15 protein-coding genes and 1 pseudogene are annotated in these 17,027 nt (G+C 29.0%); 1 reads left to right on the forward strand and 15 read right to left on the reverse strand.

The window, feature by feature from the left end; translation table 11 throughout:
• Positions 1–102: 102 nt before the first annotated feature.
• Positions 103–660: pseudogene (locus I2E83_RS12975) on the forward strand (site-specific integrase); the annotation flags it as partial.
• 14 nt (positions 661–674) lie between these two features.
• Here I2E83_RS12975 and I2E83_RS12980 read toward each other — a convergent pair.
• The 15 genes from I2E83_RS12980 to uraA form a co-directional block, all read right to left on the reverse strand.
• On the reverse strand, positions 675–2,111 hold the full coding sequence (locus I2E83_RS12980; protein ID WP_195430200.1) for an SIR2 family protein: 1,437 nt from the start codon (positions 2,109–2,111) through the stop codon (positions 675–677).
• A 24-nt stretch (positions 2,112–2,135) separates the two neighbouring features.
• A complete protein-coding gene (locus I2E83_RS18200) occupies positions 2,136–2,264 on the reverse strand; it encodes a hypothetical protein (protein ID WP_279325326.1) in 129 nt (42 codons plus the stop codon).
• A gap of 344 nt (positions 2,265–2,608) precedes the next feature.
• Positions 2,609–3,805 (reverse strand): HNH endonuclease domain-containing protein, encoded by a 1,197-nt coding sequence (locus I2E83_RS12985; RefSeq protein WP_195430203.1) that lies wholly within the window; start codon positions 3,803–3,805, stop codon positions 2,609–2,611.
• 229 nt (positions 3,806–4,034) lie between these two features.
• Positions 4,035–6,482 carry a transcriptional repressor LexA gene (lexA, locus tag I2E83_RS12990; RefSeq protein WP_195430207.1) on the reverse strand — a complete coding sequence of 816 codons (2,448 nt, stop codon included), beginning with the start codon at positions 6,480–6,482 and terminating at the stop codon, positions 4,035–4,037.
• A gap of 338 nt (positions 6,483–6,820) precedes the next feature.
• Positions 6,821–7,129, reverse strand: a complete 309-nt coding sequence (locus I2E83_RS12995) for a nucleoside triphosphate pyrophosphohydrolase (RefSeq protein WP_195430210.1) — start codon at positions 7,127–7,129, stop codon at positions 6,821–6,823.
• 225 nt (positions 7,130–7,354) lie between these two features.
• Complete coding sequence (locus I2E83_RS13000; protein WP_195430213.1) at positions 7,355–8,770, reverse strand: family 43 glycosylhydrolase; 1,416 nt, start codon at positions 8,768–8,770, stop codon at positions 7,355–7,357.
• 121 nt (positions 8,771–8,891) lie between these two features.
• Positions 8,892–10,937: a right-handed parallel beta-helix repeat-containing protein gene (locus I2E83_RS13005; RefSeq protein WP_195430215.1), complete on the reverse strand. Its 2,046-nt coding sequence runs from the start codon at positions 10,935–10,937 to the stop codon at positions 8,892–8,894.
• 134 nt (positions 10,938–11,071) lie between these two features.
• Positions 11,072–11,398, reverse strand: a complete 327-nt coding sequence (locus I2E83_RS13010; RefSeq protein WP_195430217.1) for a DUF1904 family protein — start codon at positions 11,396–11,398, stop codon at positions 11,072–11,074.
• Between the two features lie 574 nt (positions 11,399–11,972).
• The gene (locus I2E83_RS13015; RefSeq protein ID WP_195430219.1) at positions 11,973–12,737 is read right to left on the reverse strand and encodes an ABC transporter permease; all 765 of its coding nucleotides are present in this window, start codon (positions 12,735–12,737) and stop codon (positions 11,973–11,975) included.
• The gene (locus I2E83_RS13020; RefSeq protein ID WP_195430221.1) at positions 12,738–13,499 is read right to left on the reverse strand and encodes an ATP-binding cassette domain-containing protein; all 762 of its coding nucleotides are present in this window, start codon (positions 13,497–13,499) and stop codon (positions 12,738–12,740) included. It lies immediately after the preceding gene.
• A 181-nt stretch (positions 13,500–13,680) separates the two neighbouring features.
• Positions 13,681–13,869: a cysteine-rich KTR domain-containing protein gene (locus tag I2E83_RS13025; protein WP_195266402.1), complete on the reverse strand. Its 189-nt coding sequence runs from the start codon at positions 13,867–13,869 to the stop codon at positions 13,681–13,683.
• Between the two features lie 143 nt (positions 13,870–14,012).
• Entirely contained in the window at positions 14,013–14,363 is a 351-nt protein-coding gene (locus I2E83_RS13030; RefSeq protein ID WP_195266404.1) for a DUF1048 domain-containing protein, read from the reverse strand.
• A gap of 9 nt (positions 14,364–14,372) precedes the next feature.
• A complete protein-coding gene (locus tag I2E83_RS13035; RefSeq protein ID WP_195430222.1) occupies positions 14,373–14,720 on the reverse strand; it encodes a DUF1048 domain-containing protein in 348 nt (115 codons plus the stop codon).
• Positions 14,717–15,043: a PadR family transcriptional regulator gene (locus tag I2E83_RS13040; RefSeq protein ID WP_195430223.1), complete on the reverse strand. Its 327-nt coding sequence runs from the start codon at positions 15,041–15,043 to the stop codon at positions 14,717–14,719. Before I2E83_RS13040 ends, I2E83_RS13035 begins: the two co-directional genes overlap by 4 nt.
• Positions 15,044–15,397: 354 nt before the next feature.
• Entirely contained in the window at positions 15,398–16,687 is a 1,290-nt protein-coding gene (gene uraA / locus I2E83_RS13045; RefSeq protein ID WP_195430224.1) for a uracil permease, read from the reverse strand.
• Positions 16,688–17,027: the final 340 nt, after the last annotated feature.

The raw sequence follows: 17,027 nt of genomic DNA on the forward strand, positions 1-17,027 counted from the left end.
CCCCTGTTCAATACAGAAATCATCTTCTTTGTGCATAACCCTTTTTTTATAATGTCCTTGACATAGGTATCAGTTTATTCTACACCTACCTTAACTCATAAAGTTGCTTTTGCTTTAGGATTTCAAATGGGTATGAGGCGTGGAGAAATTCTTGGTCTTACTTGGGATAGTATTAACTTTGAAGAACAAGAACTTAGTATAAATAAACAGTTAGTCTTAACACAAAATGGTCCTCTATTTAAAGAACCTAAGACAAAAGGGTCTATTAGAGTAAATCCAATCCCAGATTCAGTATTTAAATTGCTTTTAGAGTTAAAGGATTATCAAAACTCTTTAGAAGTTAAAGGTTTAGTAAACAAATATAACTTAGTCATTTGTAAAGATAATGGTGATTTATTTAATCCAGCCTCTATTACATCTAGTTTAAAGAGAACCTTAAAAAGATTAGGTTTAAAAACAATGCGATTTCATGATACTCGTCATTGTTGTGCGCAACAATTATACTTACTAGGTATTGACGAAAAAACAGTTTCAGATTTACTTGGACACTATACCCCTATATTCACTAGAAATACTTATCAACATAGGAATAAAAATATGATTAGAAATGCTCTAAATACATTAGATACTAGCCTTAACGGACAAGCCACACAAGATTAATTGTGTGGCTTGTTCTATTTTGCTATTTTAATTTCTTGCATATCTGAATTAATAAGTTTAATTTGATTCCCATTTATATATTGTTTTAATATATTCAATAATTCATTTGAATATCTATGATTATTTCCATTAACTCCAACATCTATATGATAAGAATTATTTGTCCCTTTAATTTCAATTCCTGACTTCTCTTCAATTTCAGTTATTAATTTATTCGCCCTATACCAATGATCGTCACCAATCTTATTTGCAATATCACTTATTCTATATGGATATTCTGCTAATAATTGTTCTGGTTCCTTTATTACACTTAAATTTATAAATGTATTTTTTCCTTCAATATTAGTAGAATCTGGTTTCTCAATAATATCTTTCAATCCCAATTGATTTATTATGTTATTTTCTGTCCATGCCTCTTTAAAACTTATTGCATCAACCTCAAGATTTGTAATAGTCTTACTTTTAACTATATTGTAAACAGTATCTTGTAAACTTAATAATTCATCTATTTCTACACTTGACCCTTGATAGAGTGTTTTAAATAATTCAACATAATCGTTAACTGCAATATAATTTATTCTAATAGTTTTACTTTCACCTAAATTAATAACCTTTTCAGAAGGTGGTTTTTCTCCTTCTCCCATTGACTCACTATTCCAGTCAATTAGCCAAATATTTTCCACTAAGTTATCCTCAACTGAAATCATATCCGCTATATCATTTAATATTCCAATAATATTTTCATCTGATAATGAATATCCTATAAATATAATTGGATGTTCAATAAAATAAGTTAGCAACTTAGCAGATAAATATTTTTGCTTCTTTTTGAAATTTATGTAGTCATTTTTAGAAATAATAATTTCTTCAGGATTTGAAACACATCCATGAATTTTAAAAATCTGCCCTATTTTATTTACTTCAGACTTTTTAATAACTTGCTGTCCAATTATTGTCTTATACTTTCCTTTGAATATTGTTTCTAATAAAGTATCATAATTTGTTGTTATAATTGCATGTGGCGTTAATTTACTTAACTCAACTAATTCTTCTTCATATTTGTGTCCTTCTATTTTAAAGTCACTCATATACTTACCTATTATATCTGAAATAGTATATTTCAAGAAAATGCTTTTATCTGGATATTCATACAAGCCCTCTGGATAAATTTCCTCTGCTTTTCTTTCCCATGCCAAATTAAAATAATCATCTATTATCTTAGATGCTACTTCAGATAAATCGCTACAGTCTTGTCTATAATATCCTAAAGGATATTTTATATTGGGATTTTCTCCTATTAAAATATTAAGTAATCCTTTCCAATCTGGCGCCTCAATATATCTTCTACTTATCCCTGTGCCTGCAAATATTATTGGTCTACAACCACTGTCATACATATTTGTCTTTAATTGATTAAATCGTTCATTTAAATAATCGCTGTAATTTCCCATAAATACCTCCGTACATTAAAAATTTTAATTATTAAACCTATCAATATATACTCGACAAGAGCCACTCCTATCAAAATTAAATCCAACTGGTCCAATGTTTAAAGTAATACCACTAAATCCTTTTGTTATGTTTCTAATGAACTTTATAATCACAGGGCATCCCTCCTTATTTTCTTCTAATTTTGTTGACTCTTGTAAGGTATGAACCTTGTCCAATATACTCAACACTATTTTAACATATTATTCCTATTTTATATCATTTATTTATGCTTTTTATATGTTTGATGAGCCTTTGATGATTCTTTATAAAAATAATCATTTTTATAAACCTAACAATTTACTATTAAGCCCTTATATTTTCAGCATTAATCACAATTTAATATTTTCCTCAAAATATTAAATTAACTTGTTTTCGAGATAAAATAATTAAAAATATATATTGATTATGCATTAACTTGTATTATTAATTGATTCTTACTTTATGTTAATCTTATAATCTATAACTTATCAATAACACTAAATCCTTGATTTAAAGCTATTTGATATATTGGAGCTATGCTTAATTTTAGTTTTTCTGAAAAACCTTCTTTTCCTTTATGCTTATAAAAATCTAATGGATTTTCTAATCTTAGAATATCTACATACTGTTCTAAGTCTTTCTTTCTGTTATTATCACACATAAAAGAAAATGCTGCATACTGTATATTACAAAAATCATTTATATAATTTTCATATCTTAAAAGTTTATCATTTTTCTTACTATTTATATTTTTAAAAGTAGGCACTAAGTTCCACATTTCATCATGCATTACAAAGCTCCAAGGAATAAAGTGATCTATACTTAAAACACCTAATTCATCATAATTTTGCTGTGAAAACTCTCTTCCTGTATAAACATCTTTTATATTTCTGCTTTCAATAACACTTGTCCATATTCTTGTTGCTTTAGATAAATTTCTGCTTATTGGTGGATCTAATTTGAATATAATTGCTGGTACATTGGGATTTCTTTTTTGTAAGAAACAACTTAGTTTATAATATATCCAAGATTTTATTATCTTATAATTTCCTCTCATGTAGCTTGCCCATTCTTCATCTATAATTATATAATTATCATCTTTAATTATCTTATATAAACCACCTGGCTCACTTAAAGATAACTCTGTTATTTTATTTGTTCTTTTTGTACCAGATATTCCTCTTATTTTATTATCAAAAAAAGGAGATAAAAGCATATAAGGAACTTGATTTGTTAAGTCCTTCATTTGCTTATTTAAAATCTTATCATCAAGATTACAAATAAATTCTAATAATTCATTATTATTAATATTAGTAAGCACTTTGTAAGTACTTGATATATGATCTATAGACTTTTTTAAATTATCAAATTGTCCAAAATATAATTTGTACTGCATAGTTGGGTACCATGCTGCTGTTATCATTCGTGCAACTAATCTCTTAAAAGATATTTGAAGATTGCCTAAACTCACTTCTTCTAAAATTCCTAATAGCCAATACATTTTGTAACTTGCTACTACTCTGCTATCCTCTAATAATCTAGCAAATATTCTTGTATCTACATTATTAGAACTAGGTAAATTATATAAAATCATTTCATTGTTATTTAAGATAATACCTTTTTCTTCTATATGAGTATGTTTATTTAATTCATGTGGTACTTTATTTATATACATCGATTCTATCTCCATTTAAATCTGTTTTAATATTAAAACTTACTAATTACATAAATTATTATAATATAAAAATATAAGGAATAATATTAAAAATATGGAAGATTCCCTTCGGTGAAGAAATTAAAAAGTTGTATCAGATAAGAATTAATTTGATACAACTTTTTAGTTATATTCAACTACTATAGATTAATATAATTTTAGATAAAATTATAAAAAGAATTATATATTTTTATTTTTTTATAACTCCTATAGCTACACCAATTATCCTTAACTGATCTTCATCTAAAATCATTGGTTCATAATTATCGTTTTCTGGAATAAGTAATATCTTGCCGCCCATTGTTTTATAAGTTTTTAATGTTGTATTTCCATCAATATCAACAGCTACTACATCCCCTATGTTTGCAGTTGATTGCTTATTAATAAGAATATAGTCTCCATTATTGATATTTTTATTTATCATACTATCGCCTCTAATTTTAAGTATAAATATATCTTGTAATGATTTAGTCCATAAATTTGGTATAAAAAAGTTACCTTCTATTACATCATTTATTAATATAGGTTTCCCAGCGGCGATTTCATTATAAATTGGCACACTTCTTATATCATCTTCTATTTCCTCTGAATTTTCATTAGTCACATAAATTTCACTTGGATTATTTGAATCGCTTATAAATTCGATCTTATTATTATATTTTAAGTTTATGTATTCATAAGATACTAAAGACGAAGGGAGCATAGATGAATTAAACTCTGGTATATCACTTATAATTTCACCTTGTTTATTAATTATAATTATTTCATTTCCATCTGTAGCAATGCCGTATTGAACTGTTTGTGAAGTAGCCATATAACTTTTAAGCTGAGTAAGAGCTCTTTCGATTCCTACTCCCCATCTTTTTACTTCAATCATTACATAGGAATCTTTAATTTTATTCCTATATATATTTACTACAATATCTACAAAACCAGGTATAGATCCTATATTAATAGGTTTCTCTATCTCTATTAGGTCCTCTTTATATTTATATACATCTATTAATTCCTTAATTAACCATTGCCTTACTTTCTCTTCTTCGGAATATAAGTCAAATATTTTATCTTTAAATTTATAATCTTCTATATTAATTCTATGAATTCTTCTAAAACTTGTATTTAGAGAAGGTTTTAAATATTTATAACTTATTTCTCCTATAAATTTTGAAGGCTTTCCATCTGAAGTTATAAACAATTTTTCAGTTGCTCTTGTCATACCAACATATAATAACTTTCTATCTCTTGATTCAATAATATCTTCGTCCTCTATTTCATTAGCAATAGTATTTAAAGGCATAATCCTATTATTTAAACCGATTATCATTACAACTTTAAACTCTAATCCTTTAATAGAATGCATTGTTAGTAATTTAACTGAGTTTTCTTCAAAATCAAAATCATCTTTCGTATCAAATAAAGTTGATTTTATGTTTAACCTTTCTAGAAAAGATTTAATTTCAAATAGTTGCTCTTTCTTTCTTGCTATTATAGCAATATCCTTTAAATTATATTCTTTAATTAAATCTTCATTTATAGTTGTAGCAATATATTCAGCCTCTTCTTTTTTAGATTTAAATATTCTACATACAGGATAACTCCCTTTTTTATCAATAAGAGACGGCTTAACAAAGTTATCATCTTCTATAATTTCTACATCGTTTTCAATAAGACTATAAGCAGCTTGTGCAATTTCCGTTGTAGTTCTATAGTTCTTACTCAAAGATGTTGATTTTCCTTTCATATCAAATCCAATTGATGTAAATGATCTATTTTTTGTGAGCCAGGCTTGAGGATAGATACTTTGTGCTACGTCTGCTACAAAAGTTATACTTGAATATGATTTTTCATTATATAATGCTTTAATAAATTCTAATTGTATTCTTGTTAAATCTTGACTTTCATCTATTAAAATATGAGTATATTTTGCTGTTCTTTCTTGCTTTACTGTATTTAGTGCAATTATTGCCATATCTTGAAAATCTATTTTGTTTATACTTTTTAACTTCTGATTATATATTTCTAAAATTTTAAATATGGCTTCTCTTTGTTCCGAATTTTTTCTTAACTTTTGAGGAGCATCTGATGTTTTCTTGGAAATCCTACCCAATCTATCAATATTCTGATAGACTTCTAAATCCGTATAATCACAGGATTTTATCCATATTATTTCTTCCCTTATAAAAGATAAGTTTTGTGGTGATACTAATTTTACATTTATATATTTTTTGCTAATACTAGCTATTGATTCAAGTAGTATATTGTTTACTTCTTCTTGACTAGCAATTTCTAAATTCTTATTTTTAACTCTATTCTTATAAATCATAAAATATCTATACATAAGAGAATCTATGGTCTTTATATCTAATTTATCATTTTTAATTGAATCAATAAATGTTAGTTGTTCTAGCTCTTTCTCCTTTTGAATATTATCATATATGTATTTAACGTACTTAACTAAAGATTTATTATATGTAACCATAAGTATTCTATCATCTTTATCGTTGCAATAATTATCTAAAAGAACAGATATTTTATTAACAGCTACAGTAGTTTTACCTGAACCAGCTACCCCTTTAACAAGAACATGTCCATTTGGTTTACCATTGATTATCTTTTTTTGTTCAATATTTAACTGCATTATGCTTTCCCCTTTTATAATAAGTATATATTATATATTATAACCTATTTCTGTAATATTTTTCAATATTCGTTTAAAATTCCTATATTTATTCACTATTTTATTAAATACTTATAAAAAATGTTTTTATTTAAATTAAAATTTTATTTCTATTGTAATTCTCTCTTATCACTTTATACAATAATGAAGAGTTACTATTTTAGATTAAATATATAATGGTTATCCCATAAATTATTTTAAAATCATTTATGGGATAACCCTATATAATATTATTATGTAATTTATAAATTCTCTACTTATAATATAAGCTGCTATTTATAAAAATAATACTTGTTGTTTTATTTTACTGTTTTTAATACTATTCCTTTTTTAAATCCACCACGCTCTTTTAGCTTTTCATTTCTTTTCTTTATTAAATCATCTTCACTATATCCAAGTTGATTTGCAAGCCCAAATAGTATTTCCATAACATCTGCAAGTTCTTCTAGATTTTTATCATCTAAATATTCATTTACTTCTTCTAGTAATTTCTTTTCTAAAAGTTCTTGTTTTTCTATTCCAGTAACTATTTCTATTTCACATGTCTTTCCATCTGATGTTATTATTTCTGGTATTTTATCTCTAACTAATTTATTATATATTTTCATCCTTTTTACCTCTTATAATTAATTTTCTATAAGTATTCTTGTTTTCTTCTTAAAACTTTTCTTGATCCTTTTCATTATTTTATATTTAATATCTTATCATAGTATTTTTATTAATAAATATAGTTTTAAATTTATTTACAATAAAAAAGAACATACACACTCTTAACAGAGAATATATGTCCTTTGATATATTTCTAAATTCCTCAGATTATCAGTATTAGCCCCCTATTCCAAAGTAAAAGATGCAAGACTTGCACTCCCCTGACCTGTATAGGTGAAATATAATGCTTGAATTCCATCTGGAATTGCAATATCAGATGAATATTCCTTCCAGACATTTGAAAAACCAATAGATATTTTTCCAAGGGCTGGACCATTCCAGGATGTTTTTACTTCAAAGTCACCTGAAGCATATCCGCGGGCTTTAATTTTAACTTTTTTGATATCATTGCAATTAAAATACTTAAAACCAGCTGTAGCAGATTCTTTCATATTAGCAATATATCCAATTTCTTCATCACCATCTTTTCCATCCTGAGTTATCTTAGGAAATTGGTTATTCATCCATGAAGCCGTAAAATCAGTATAGAGAGATTCTTCTTTACAAAATAGATTACAAGTTAAATAAGCAGGAAATTCTCCACGCCCCTCTAATGGCCCATCATTTGCACCACAGGAAGTCATTTCTACCTGTTGAATTGTTCCGTCAGCCAAAATTTCAATTTTCTCCATGCATCCCTGTCTGCTAAAATTGGTTCCATTAGTATGTCTATGATAGAAAATATACCATTGTCCATTAATTTCAACTATGCTTCCATGATTATTGCCACCATAAAACATTGGTTTTTCAGCAGGCTTGTAAGAGTTAATATGAAGGTCACTATTACTTATAATAACTCCTCCATATTTAAAGTCCTTAGTTGGATATTTGCTTGTAGCATAGCATAACTCGTGCATAGAGATAGAAGAATATATAAAATAATAAGTATCTCCATATTTTCTAATTGAAGGCGCTTCGAAAAATTCAAAACCTTCAAATCCAGAGCCTTTACTATAAGAATCACTTGGTACAATAATTACTGGATCTTCAATGATTGTCAACATATCTGGACCAAGTACTGTGGCCATAGCTCCACTTCTTGATTTGTCACCTCTTGAGCAAAAGCCAGTATACAAATAAGTCCTATCTCCCTCTCTTAGTACTCCTGGGTCAAATTGAGGTTCGTCTCCCTCCCTATTTCCAAGGTATGTACCATCAGAGTAATGAACATATCCATAAAATTCATATTTACCTGCTGGTGTGTCACATACTGCAACAGAAACAATAGAACGCTTGCTGTCAACATAATATAAATAGTATCTACCGTCTGCTCCTACTGCAACATCTGGAGCATATAAACAGCTATCACGATCTTCATTATTTTCTACATCAGTAGCTTTTAAGATAACACCTTCATAACGCCAATCTGCAAGATTATTAACTGGTGCAGACCAGCACACATAATCATTTAAACAATATGCATATCCGTTAAAACGATCATGAGATCCATATACATAAACTCTATTATCAAAAACATATGGTTCTCCATCAGGGATATATTCCCATGATGGCAGATAAGGATTAAAACCTTGCTTTTTCATTTTTTTTAATCTCCTTTTGTGTAATAGATTTGCCAAACATGTATAAAATGCCTGAAGTTTTCATTTTTCTATTTTAAAGGCATTTAACCATTCAATTATAGTTATAGAAAGCTATAAAAATTTATTTAAAGGAAAATTCAAATTTTTGCTTGCCTGTTACTTGAAATGGCCCAGGAACTGCCTCTTTACCACGTGAATTTCCAAAGAAGTCTGTATCAAAACAATATGGTGTGCCATCAGGCTTTTCAAAAAACTGCTCTGTCTGGAATCCATAACCAAGTATATTTGTGGTGATAATATCCGAAGCATTTTCCATAAGCATTTCAGGGTTTGTTATATCAATAATGACCATTTTTGCTTCCCTATTAATTTCATATTCAATTCCTGAATTTTCGTATAACTTAGAGCCCTTTTCATTTTTGTATGCAAGTGCCCTATTGAAGTAAACATTGTTTTCAATATAAACTGCAAGTGGGTCTGGATTAGAAAGGCTTGCATATGCTGGCTTTCCTTCTTCCTCTTTATTATCATCTTCCTTTTCTTGCGCTTTTGGAGGCTGACTACTGGAGGCAAGCCTTCTTTGAATTTTATCCCATGGTTTCACATCGTCTGGACCTGGACAATTATTATAAACAGCAGTTCCTACAGGATATGTTAAAACAGGGTTAGTAAATGGAGTTATTTCTTCGGGCTTTAAAATATTGTTTCCAAAAAATGCTTCAAGATAAGGCTCATCTGAGCGTTTATCATCTTTTTCTCGAAGGAAAATATTATTATAATAACGGTCATCCCCACCTGTAAATCTGGTCATACCAGCAATAGAGGTGCTGTGTGGAACGTGGTAAGGTGTATGTCTGTTCAATTCATTTCCTATAGATATTGTTCCTGCAAGGAGGTTATGAACAAGGGCGCAGCTATGACTAAGGGTTTTGAAGGCATGACCAGAAAGTAGAATATTATGGTCTATCATTGTTGGCCCATGGCTAACTTCAACTAATATATCTTCACTGTCATTTCCAAACATCACATTATTGCAAACACGAGTTCCCTGAGCCTGCCAATCTAGCCAAACTCCCCTAAATGAATCGTGAATAACATTGTTTTTAATAATTGTATCAATAGCTGCATGAAGCTTGATTCCTCCAACCTCTGCACCTTCAAATTCTCTTTTGTGTCTTATGTGGTGGATATGATTGTTTTCAATGAGACTGAAAACACAACCCATATGTCCCACAATACCCGCCTGTCCACAATTATATATAAGGTTATTACGAACAACATGACTACCTATATTGTCCTTGTTCCAACCATTGTTAACTGCCCTAAAGATAACTTCCTGTTCTCGCTGATGACCCATTTTAGTGTGAATAGTAGACCATTCGTTTTGGCCAGTACTCTCTTCTTTTCCAAGACTTATTCCACTGCAACGAGAATCACTGATGATATTATTTTCAATTATCCAGCCCTTACTCCAGTGAGGCCCAATAAGACCTTCCTGTAAAGCAGTTGGAGGTGCCCATTGAGTAGCAGCTTGTTTCATTGTAAAGCCACGAACTGTTATGTAGTTTCGTCCTGGATTTTCAGGCCAAAAGCAGAAACGACGTACATTTATCTCAACGTTTCCCTTTGTTGGATCTTCTCCTTGGAAATTTGCATATATAGTTGTATTGTAGTCGTCTACATCAGCATACCAAGCATATACCGAAAATTCCGCCTCCAGCGATGTTTCTGACTTTTTGGGATTGCGTACTGCATCCATAGAAGCTGCTTCATACATAGAGTGTCCATTAAGATAAACATCTCCTAAGTGAAAAACTCTATCTGTTTTAAATAGCCAGTCCCCAAATATAGCTTCAGCAAATGGATTGAAATCCCCAAAAAACTTGTTGTCAATAATAGTTTTCCATATCTCTCCATCTCTTTCCCATTCAGTGATAACTTCAGCACCTGTAATAATTACATTTTCACCTTCAGCTGCCTCATAGATTATTCTCTGTGCAGAAGTTCCGCCACTCTTAGGACTGACCCATTCCCTATAAATGCCCTCGTGGATAGTAATAATGTCACCTGGTTTTGCAACATAAGCTGCCTTGCCAATAGTCAAAAAAGGTTCCTTCTCTGTTCCAGAATTTAAATTACTACCTGTCTTTTTAACGTGATAATTCATGCTTCAAACCTCCCATTTAATTTATATAACTTTATTTTATATTAGCAGAGGAAAAAAACAATGTATTATATTATAATGTATTATATTATCCCTATCATTAAATATATTTAATAGCAACATATTAATTTAAATAACTAAAAATGCTCCCCATTTTCATAATACTTATTTTCATCTAATGGAAAGAATATTACATCTACATTAGGATACTCTAATAAATGTATATATTTAGTTATTATTTTTGCAGCTTTATCTTGAACTTCTTGTCCCCTATCAAACCATGAAACTTCAACTACAGGGTCACCTTTAACAATTTCTCCATCTTTTATATATACAGATTTATCAACTGACAAACTAAAATAATCTCTTGGACATTGAATTAATTCCTGTAATTCGTTTATTAAATTCTTACTTATTGCACAAAGATTTTCTGTTTCTATTCCCTTAAACTTTAACATTGGCATTTTAACCACTCCTATCAATATAAATATTAATAATATAATATAATATTTAATCGGAAATTTTACAAAATAATATCACATTAAGTATTAATTAGTGTAGGAACTTGATAATTATAATTAATCAATATAACTTTTCGTTGATTAATTCTGTTAATTTCATAATTATTTTCTCTTACCCTGTATTTAATTAATCTGTTTTTTTATTTGGCTCTGTTTTAAAATAATTTGATAATATCTTATAAATTCTTTGTTTTTCATAAAGTCATCCTTTTTATAATAATACTATTAATAAACAATAAATTGTGATTATGTAATAATATGCATTTCTATTATATATTAAAATTGTATCTTAATTCCATAAAAATTAAACCTTAAATAAATGTTGACTAGTTATTTTCCATTTCTTTTTTGTTTAATTTTTAATTTAAGCTTTTCCATCTAAAAAACAAATATTCCCCAAGTCTTATCCTTAGGGAATATAAGTAATCTTAAATATTCAAACCATCCTACTAATCATACTATCTAATAATATTACTGTTCTTTAAATTTATAATATAAATCACTATATAAATATAGATTATAACTTTTTATAAACTCTCATTGCAAATATATAAGCAACAACTGTTATTGCAATGCACCAAGCAAGAGCAATCCAAATATCATTTCCTACTGGATTATTTGCTAGTAAATTACGAATAGCTTCTACTATAGGAGTTACAGGTTGATTTTCTGCAAAGGCACGTACTACTGAAGGCATCGTGTCTGTTGGCACAAAGGCAGAACTTATAAATGGCAAGAAGATAATTGGGTAAGAAAATGCACCTGCACCATCTGGTGTTTTTGCAGCAAGTCCTGCAATTACAGCAATCCAAGTTAAAGCAAGTGTAAATATCCCAAGAATTCCAAATACAGCTAACCATTGTAAGATTCCTGCTGAAGAACGAAAGCCCATTAATAATGCAACAAGTATGATTACTACTACAGAAATTCCATTAGAAATTAATGAGGTTAATACATGTCCCCATAACACTGTAGAGCGAGATATAGGCATTGAGTGAAAACGTTCAAAGATACCACGTTCTTTATCTATAAACAAACGATAAGCTACATATGCAATCCCACTACCAACAGCCATTAACATTATACCTGGCAGTAGGTAATTAACATAATTTTCTGTACCTGTCTCAATTGCACCACCAAATACATAAACAAATAATAACATCATTGCAATTGGTGTGATACAAACTGTAATAATTGTATCTATACTTCTAAAAATATGGCGCATAGAACGCCCAAACATAACACTCATATCTTTGAAAAAATATTTATTTGTAGACTCCATTTATTTCTCCTCCTTTTTACCGATAATTGTTAGGAATATTTCTTCTAATGTAGGTTGTTTTTCAACATATTCTACTTTTGCAGGTGGAAATAATTTTTTTAATCCTTCAAGTGTATCTAAAGCAATGATTTTTCCTCCATGAAGAATAGCAATTTTGTCTGCAAGTTGTTCTGCTTCCTCTAAATATTGAGTGGTTAAAAATACTGTAGTTCCTGAAGTTGTAAGCTCCTTTACAATTTTCCAAACTTCTAAACGTGCTTCTGGATCAAGGCCTGTAGTTGGCTCATCTAAGAATATAATCTTTGGATTTCCAACTAAACTCATTGCAATATCAATTCTTCTTTTCATACCTCCAGAGTAAGTACCAACTCTGCGATCTGCTGCCTCTGACATACCAAATCTCTTAATTAATTCATCTGCTACTTCATTTGGATTTTTAAGATGTCTAAGTTTTGCTATCATTTGAAGATTTTCACGACCAGTCAAAATTTCATCAATGGCAGCAAACTGCCCAGTAAGACTAATAGAAGCTCTAATACCTCCTGGATTTTTTTTAATATCAAAACCATTAATTACAACACTTCCAGCATCTGCTTTAAGTAAAGTTGCCATGATTTTAATCATAGTTGTTTTTCCAGCGCCATTTGAACCTAGTAATGCAAAGATACCTCCCTCTTCTACTTCAAAATCTACTCCTTTTAAAACTTCTACATTTTTATAAGTTTTTTTTATATCTTTAATCTGAATTATACTTTTTTTCATTTTCATTTCCTCCTCTACAATATAGTAAATTTATTTAAATTTAAATTTACATCTAATCCTTTGAATACAGCTTGACCTTATAAATTTAACTATTTCAAGGTAATTTATAAGTGATTTATATTACAAAGTGATTGAGTAATTAGAATAAAAAAGAGCCGATAACTATGATTTTACTCATATGTTATCGGCTCTGCGTCTTAGCGTCTGGCTCTTTAATAACTGATATATTTAGTTGTTTTACATTTATTATTGTTTCTTGTTTACACTTAGGACAAAATAATGGGAAGTTTTCAAGCACAGTATCAACACCTATCTTGACCCTTGTTTTATTGCCACAGATTGGGCATAATATCCACTCGTATTTAGACACTCTATCATCCCCTTAATTTATGATGTTTTTCAATACTATAATTTTTAAATTCCTGCAACCATTAAGATACTTTTATATACTCTACCTTTATTATATAAGTTGACATTTAGCTTTAATTGCTTTTTAAATTTGATATCTTTCTTTTACTTTGTTTTATCTATAGCTTTTTTCATAGCCTTGCTAACTTCTTTATCAACTGATTCTTGATAAATGTCAGCATAAGTTTTGGAATCTTTGATTAAATCGTCACAGAAAGCTGCTACGTCATTACCAGTTACTTCTAATACGCCTTTTCCTAATGCTGCACCTTCTTCAAAAAGATCAACAATCCCAGAAAGTAAATCTGTTCCTTCAGTTAGTTCAACAGGACCTACCTTAAAAAGATATTTTTGGATTTCTTTATAAACAATTTGATAATCTTTTGGTAGCGATTTAACACGAGCTACGTGTGCTCGCCATTCTTTTTTACCTTCAATGATATCTTGTATTTTCATTTTATCCTCCTATTTACCTAATTTTTTAGCTATATTATTATTAAGTTGCTTTCTCCACTTGTCTCGATAATAATCTGAATTTTCTTTACCAACTAAAGCTGAGCAAAATCCTTTGATATCCTCACCTAAAGCTTCTTGTACACTCTGCTCGTCAGAAGCTGTTTCTTCTAGCAATCCAAGTACACCATCAAGAATTGGTATTAAGTTTCGACCAGTAAAATCTGAATACTGCCAAAGATTAGCCTTAATTTCTTCCCATGCTGCTTGATAATCAGCTGGTAGCTTTTGAGCTCGTGATTCAAAGGACTTAAGTTCTTTAGTCATGTCGCTTCCCGTAATTTTCTCCCAAAAATTCATAATTTCATCTCCTTTAATTCATTGATTTTTGATGATACAAATTCCCATTTTTCCCAGAACCTCTGTAGTTCCTCACGTCCTGCATCATTAAGAGTGAAAAACTTTCGTGGAGGTCCCATATCAGATGGTCTTTTTGTGCTTTCAACCAATTTATTTTTTTCAAGCCTTACTAGTATTGTATAAACTGTTCCATCTACAACATCAGTAAATCCAAGGGTATTAAGCCTTTTAGTAATTTCATATCCGTATATTTCCTCATGGCTGATAATTTCCAGAACACAACCTTCTAGTACTCCTTTTAACATTTCCGTGATATTTTCCAAACAGGTCACCTCTTCACTATCTAGTATTACTTGTATTTAGTATTACTTACTACTACTATATAGTAACACTTAATAGTGGCGATGTCAACACTATTATATTTATTTTCTATGTTTATTTTTATTAGTAATATCTAAAATAATTCTAAGGATGATTATAATCACTTTATAGGCTAAAAGGGCTTTGCGTTTTGTTAAGTCATTTTCAATTTCTTTAATACAGTTTATTTTGTTTAATTAACCACATTCATTTTTATTCGAAAATTATAATAAAAAAAGCTATGCTCAACCATCACAGTTTCACATAGCTTAATCAACTCGTTATTATTTATATAAATCTTCTTTAAATCTATCTATTTAAGGTTCTTCATTCATAATTCCTAGTTTATCAAATATTAAAAATGTTAAGTTTAAAGCAATTCCAACTACTGCTGCTAGTCCCATTCCTTTTAACTCTATTACACCTATACTTAATTTTATGCCACTTAATCCTATCATAAATATAACTGATGTAAGTATTAAATTTCTTGATTTTGAAAAGTCTACTTGCTCTTCTATAAAGGTTCTAAGCCCTGATGTTGCTATAGATCCAAATAATAAGAGACTAACGCCACCTACTACTGGAGTTGGTATTGTGTTTATTATAGCTGAAAGCTTACCTGAAAATCCTAATATAATTGATATTAGTCCTGCACCACATATTACATATACACTATATACTTTGGTTAAAGCCATAACTCCTATGTTTTCACCATAAGTAGTAGTTGGAACTGATCCAAACATACCTGAAATCATAGTTGATAATCCATCTCCCAAAAGTGATCTATGAAGACCTGGATTTTTTGATAAATCTTTTCCTACTATGCTACTAGTAACCTTTAAGTGTCCTATATGCTCTGCTATTACTACAAATGTAGCAGGAACTATAGTTAATATAGCTGTCATATCAAATTTAGCTATTTTGAATTGTGGTACTGTAAAGAAAGCTGCATTGCTTATAGAATTAAAATCCACAAGTCCCATAAAGCAAGCTGTTATATAACCAACAACTACTCCTATTAATATCGGTATTACCTTTAAGAAACCTCTTAATAATACATTGCTTAATATAACTGTTACAAGAGTAACCATAGATACTATAACCCAAGTTGTGTTAAGTTCTGGTGAATTTGAACCTCCAACTGGAAAACCTGCCATATCAGCTGCTGTACTAGCAAGTTCTAGTCCTATAATGGTAACTATTGCTCCCATTGCTGCTGGTGGAAATAATTTATTAATCCATCCTGTCCCTGTATAACCTACAATAATTGCTACTATTGAAAAAACAAGACCTGAAGCTACAAAGCCTCCTTGTACAGTTTGAAAGCTATAGCCTTCACTAAATAATAAAAATGTTGGTGCTAAAAAGGCAAAACTTGATCCTAAATAGGCTGGTATACTTTTCTTTGTTATTATTGCATAAAGCAAAGTGCCTATTCCATTAAAAAACAATACTGTTGTTGGATCAATTTTAAATAAGATAGGAACTAAAACAGATGAACCAAACATTGCAAATAAATGTTGTATGCTTAATGGAATTGCCCTCCCCATTGGAACTTTTTCGTTGACATCTACCATTAATACTTCATTTTCAGAATTTTTTTTCATATTATTATCTCCCTTCTTAGTCTCTCTGAACTAAATTAAAAGTATTTTTTTGTTGATATTAAATCTACATTATATATTACACTTTTTTCAATAAAATACAAGTTTTTTTTATTAAATGTGCTTAAATATATTATAATTTTATTTTTTATTCCCATTAAATCACTTTATAAATATATATTAAATCAATTTAAATTATCTAAAATAATTAATTAATATTATATTTTAACAGAAAAATTCCTTATTGGTAATAATCTATATAATAAATTATTATCAATAAGGAGCTTATTTGATTTTATTTAGTTTGCACATTTTTTATAACACTTTATTTAAGTAAAAATTA

Source organism: Clostridium sp. D46t1_190503_E9, assembly GCF_015555225.1.
Taxonomy (GTDB): Bacteria; Bacillota; Clostridia; order Clostridiales; family Clostridiaceae; genus Clostridium.

Coding starts and splice junctions, on each gene's coding strand:
- I2E83_RS12980 (WP_195430200.1), bottom strand. CDS start 2,111: ATGGGAAATTACAGCGATTATTTAAATGAACGATTTAATCAATTAAAG.
- I2E83_RS12985 (WP_195430203.1), bottom strand. CDS start 3,805: ATGTATATAAATAAAGTACCACATGAATTAAATAAACATACTCATATA.
- lexA (WP_195430207.1), bottom strand. CDS start 6,482: ATGCAGTTAAATATTGAACAAAAAAAGATAATCAATGGTAAACCAAAT.
- I2E83_RS12995 (WP_195430210.1), bottom strand. CDS start 7,129: ATGAAAATATATAATAAATTAGTTAGAGATAAAATACCAGAAATAATA.
- I2E83_RS13000 (WP_195430213.1), bottom strand. CDS start 8,770: ATGAAAAAGCAAGGTTTTAATCCTTATCTGCCATCATGGGAATATATC.
- I2E83_RS13005 (WP_195430215.1), bottom strand. CDS start 10,937: ATGAATTATCACGTTAAAAAGACAGGTAGTAATTTAAATTCTGGAACA.
- I2E83_RS13010 (WP_195430217.1), bottom strand. CDS start 11,398: ATGCCAATGTTAAAGTTTAAGGGAATAGAAACAGAAAATCTTTGTGCA.
- I2E83_RS13015 (WP_195430219.1), bottom strand. CDS start 12,737: ATGGAGTCTACAAATAAATATTTTTTCAAAGATATGAGTGTTATGTTT.
- I2E83_RS13020 (WP_195430221.1), bottom strand. CDS start 13,499: ATGAAAAAAAGTATAATTCAGATTAAAGATATAAAAAAAACTTATAAA.
- I2E83_RS13030 (WP_195266404.1), bottom strand. CDS start 14,363: ATGAAAATACAAGATATCATTGAAGGTAAAAAAGAATGGCGAGCACAC.
- I2E83_RS13035 (WP_195430222.1), bottom strand. CDS start 14,720: ATGAATTTTTGGGAGAAAATTACGGGAAGCGACATGACTAAAGAACTT.
- uraA (WP_195430224.1), bottom strand. CDS start 16,687: ATGAAAAAAAATTCTGAAAATGAAGTATTAATGGTAGATGTCAACGAA.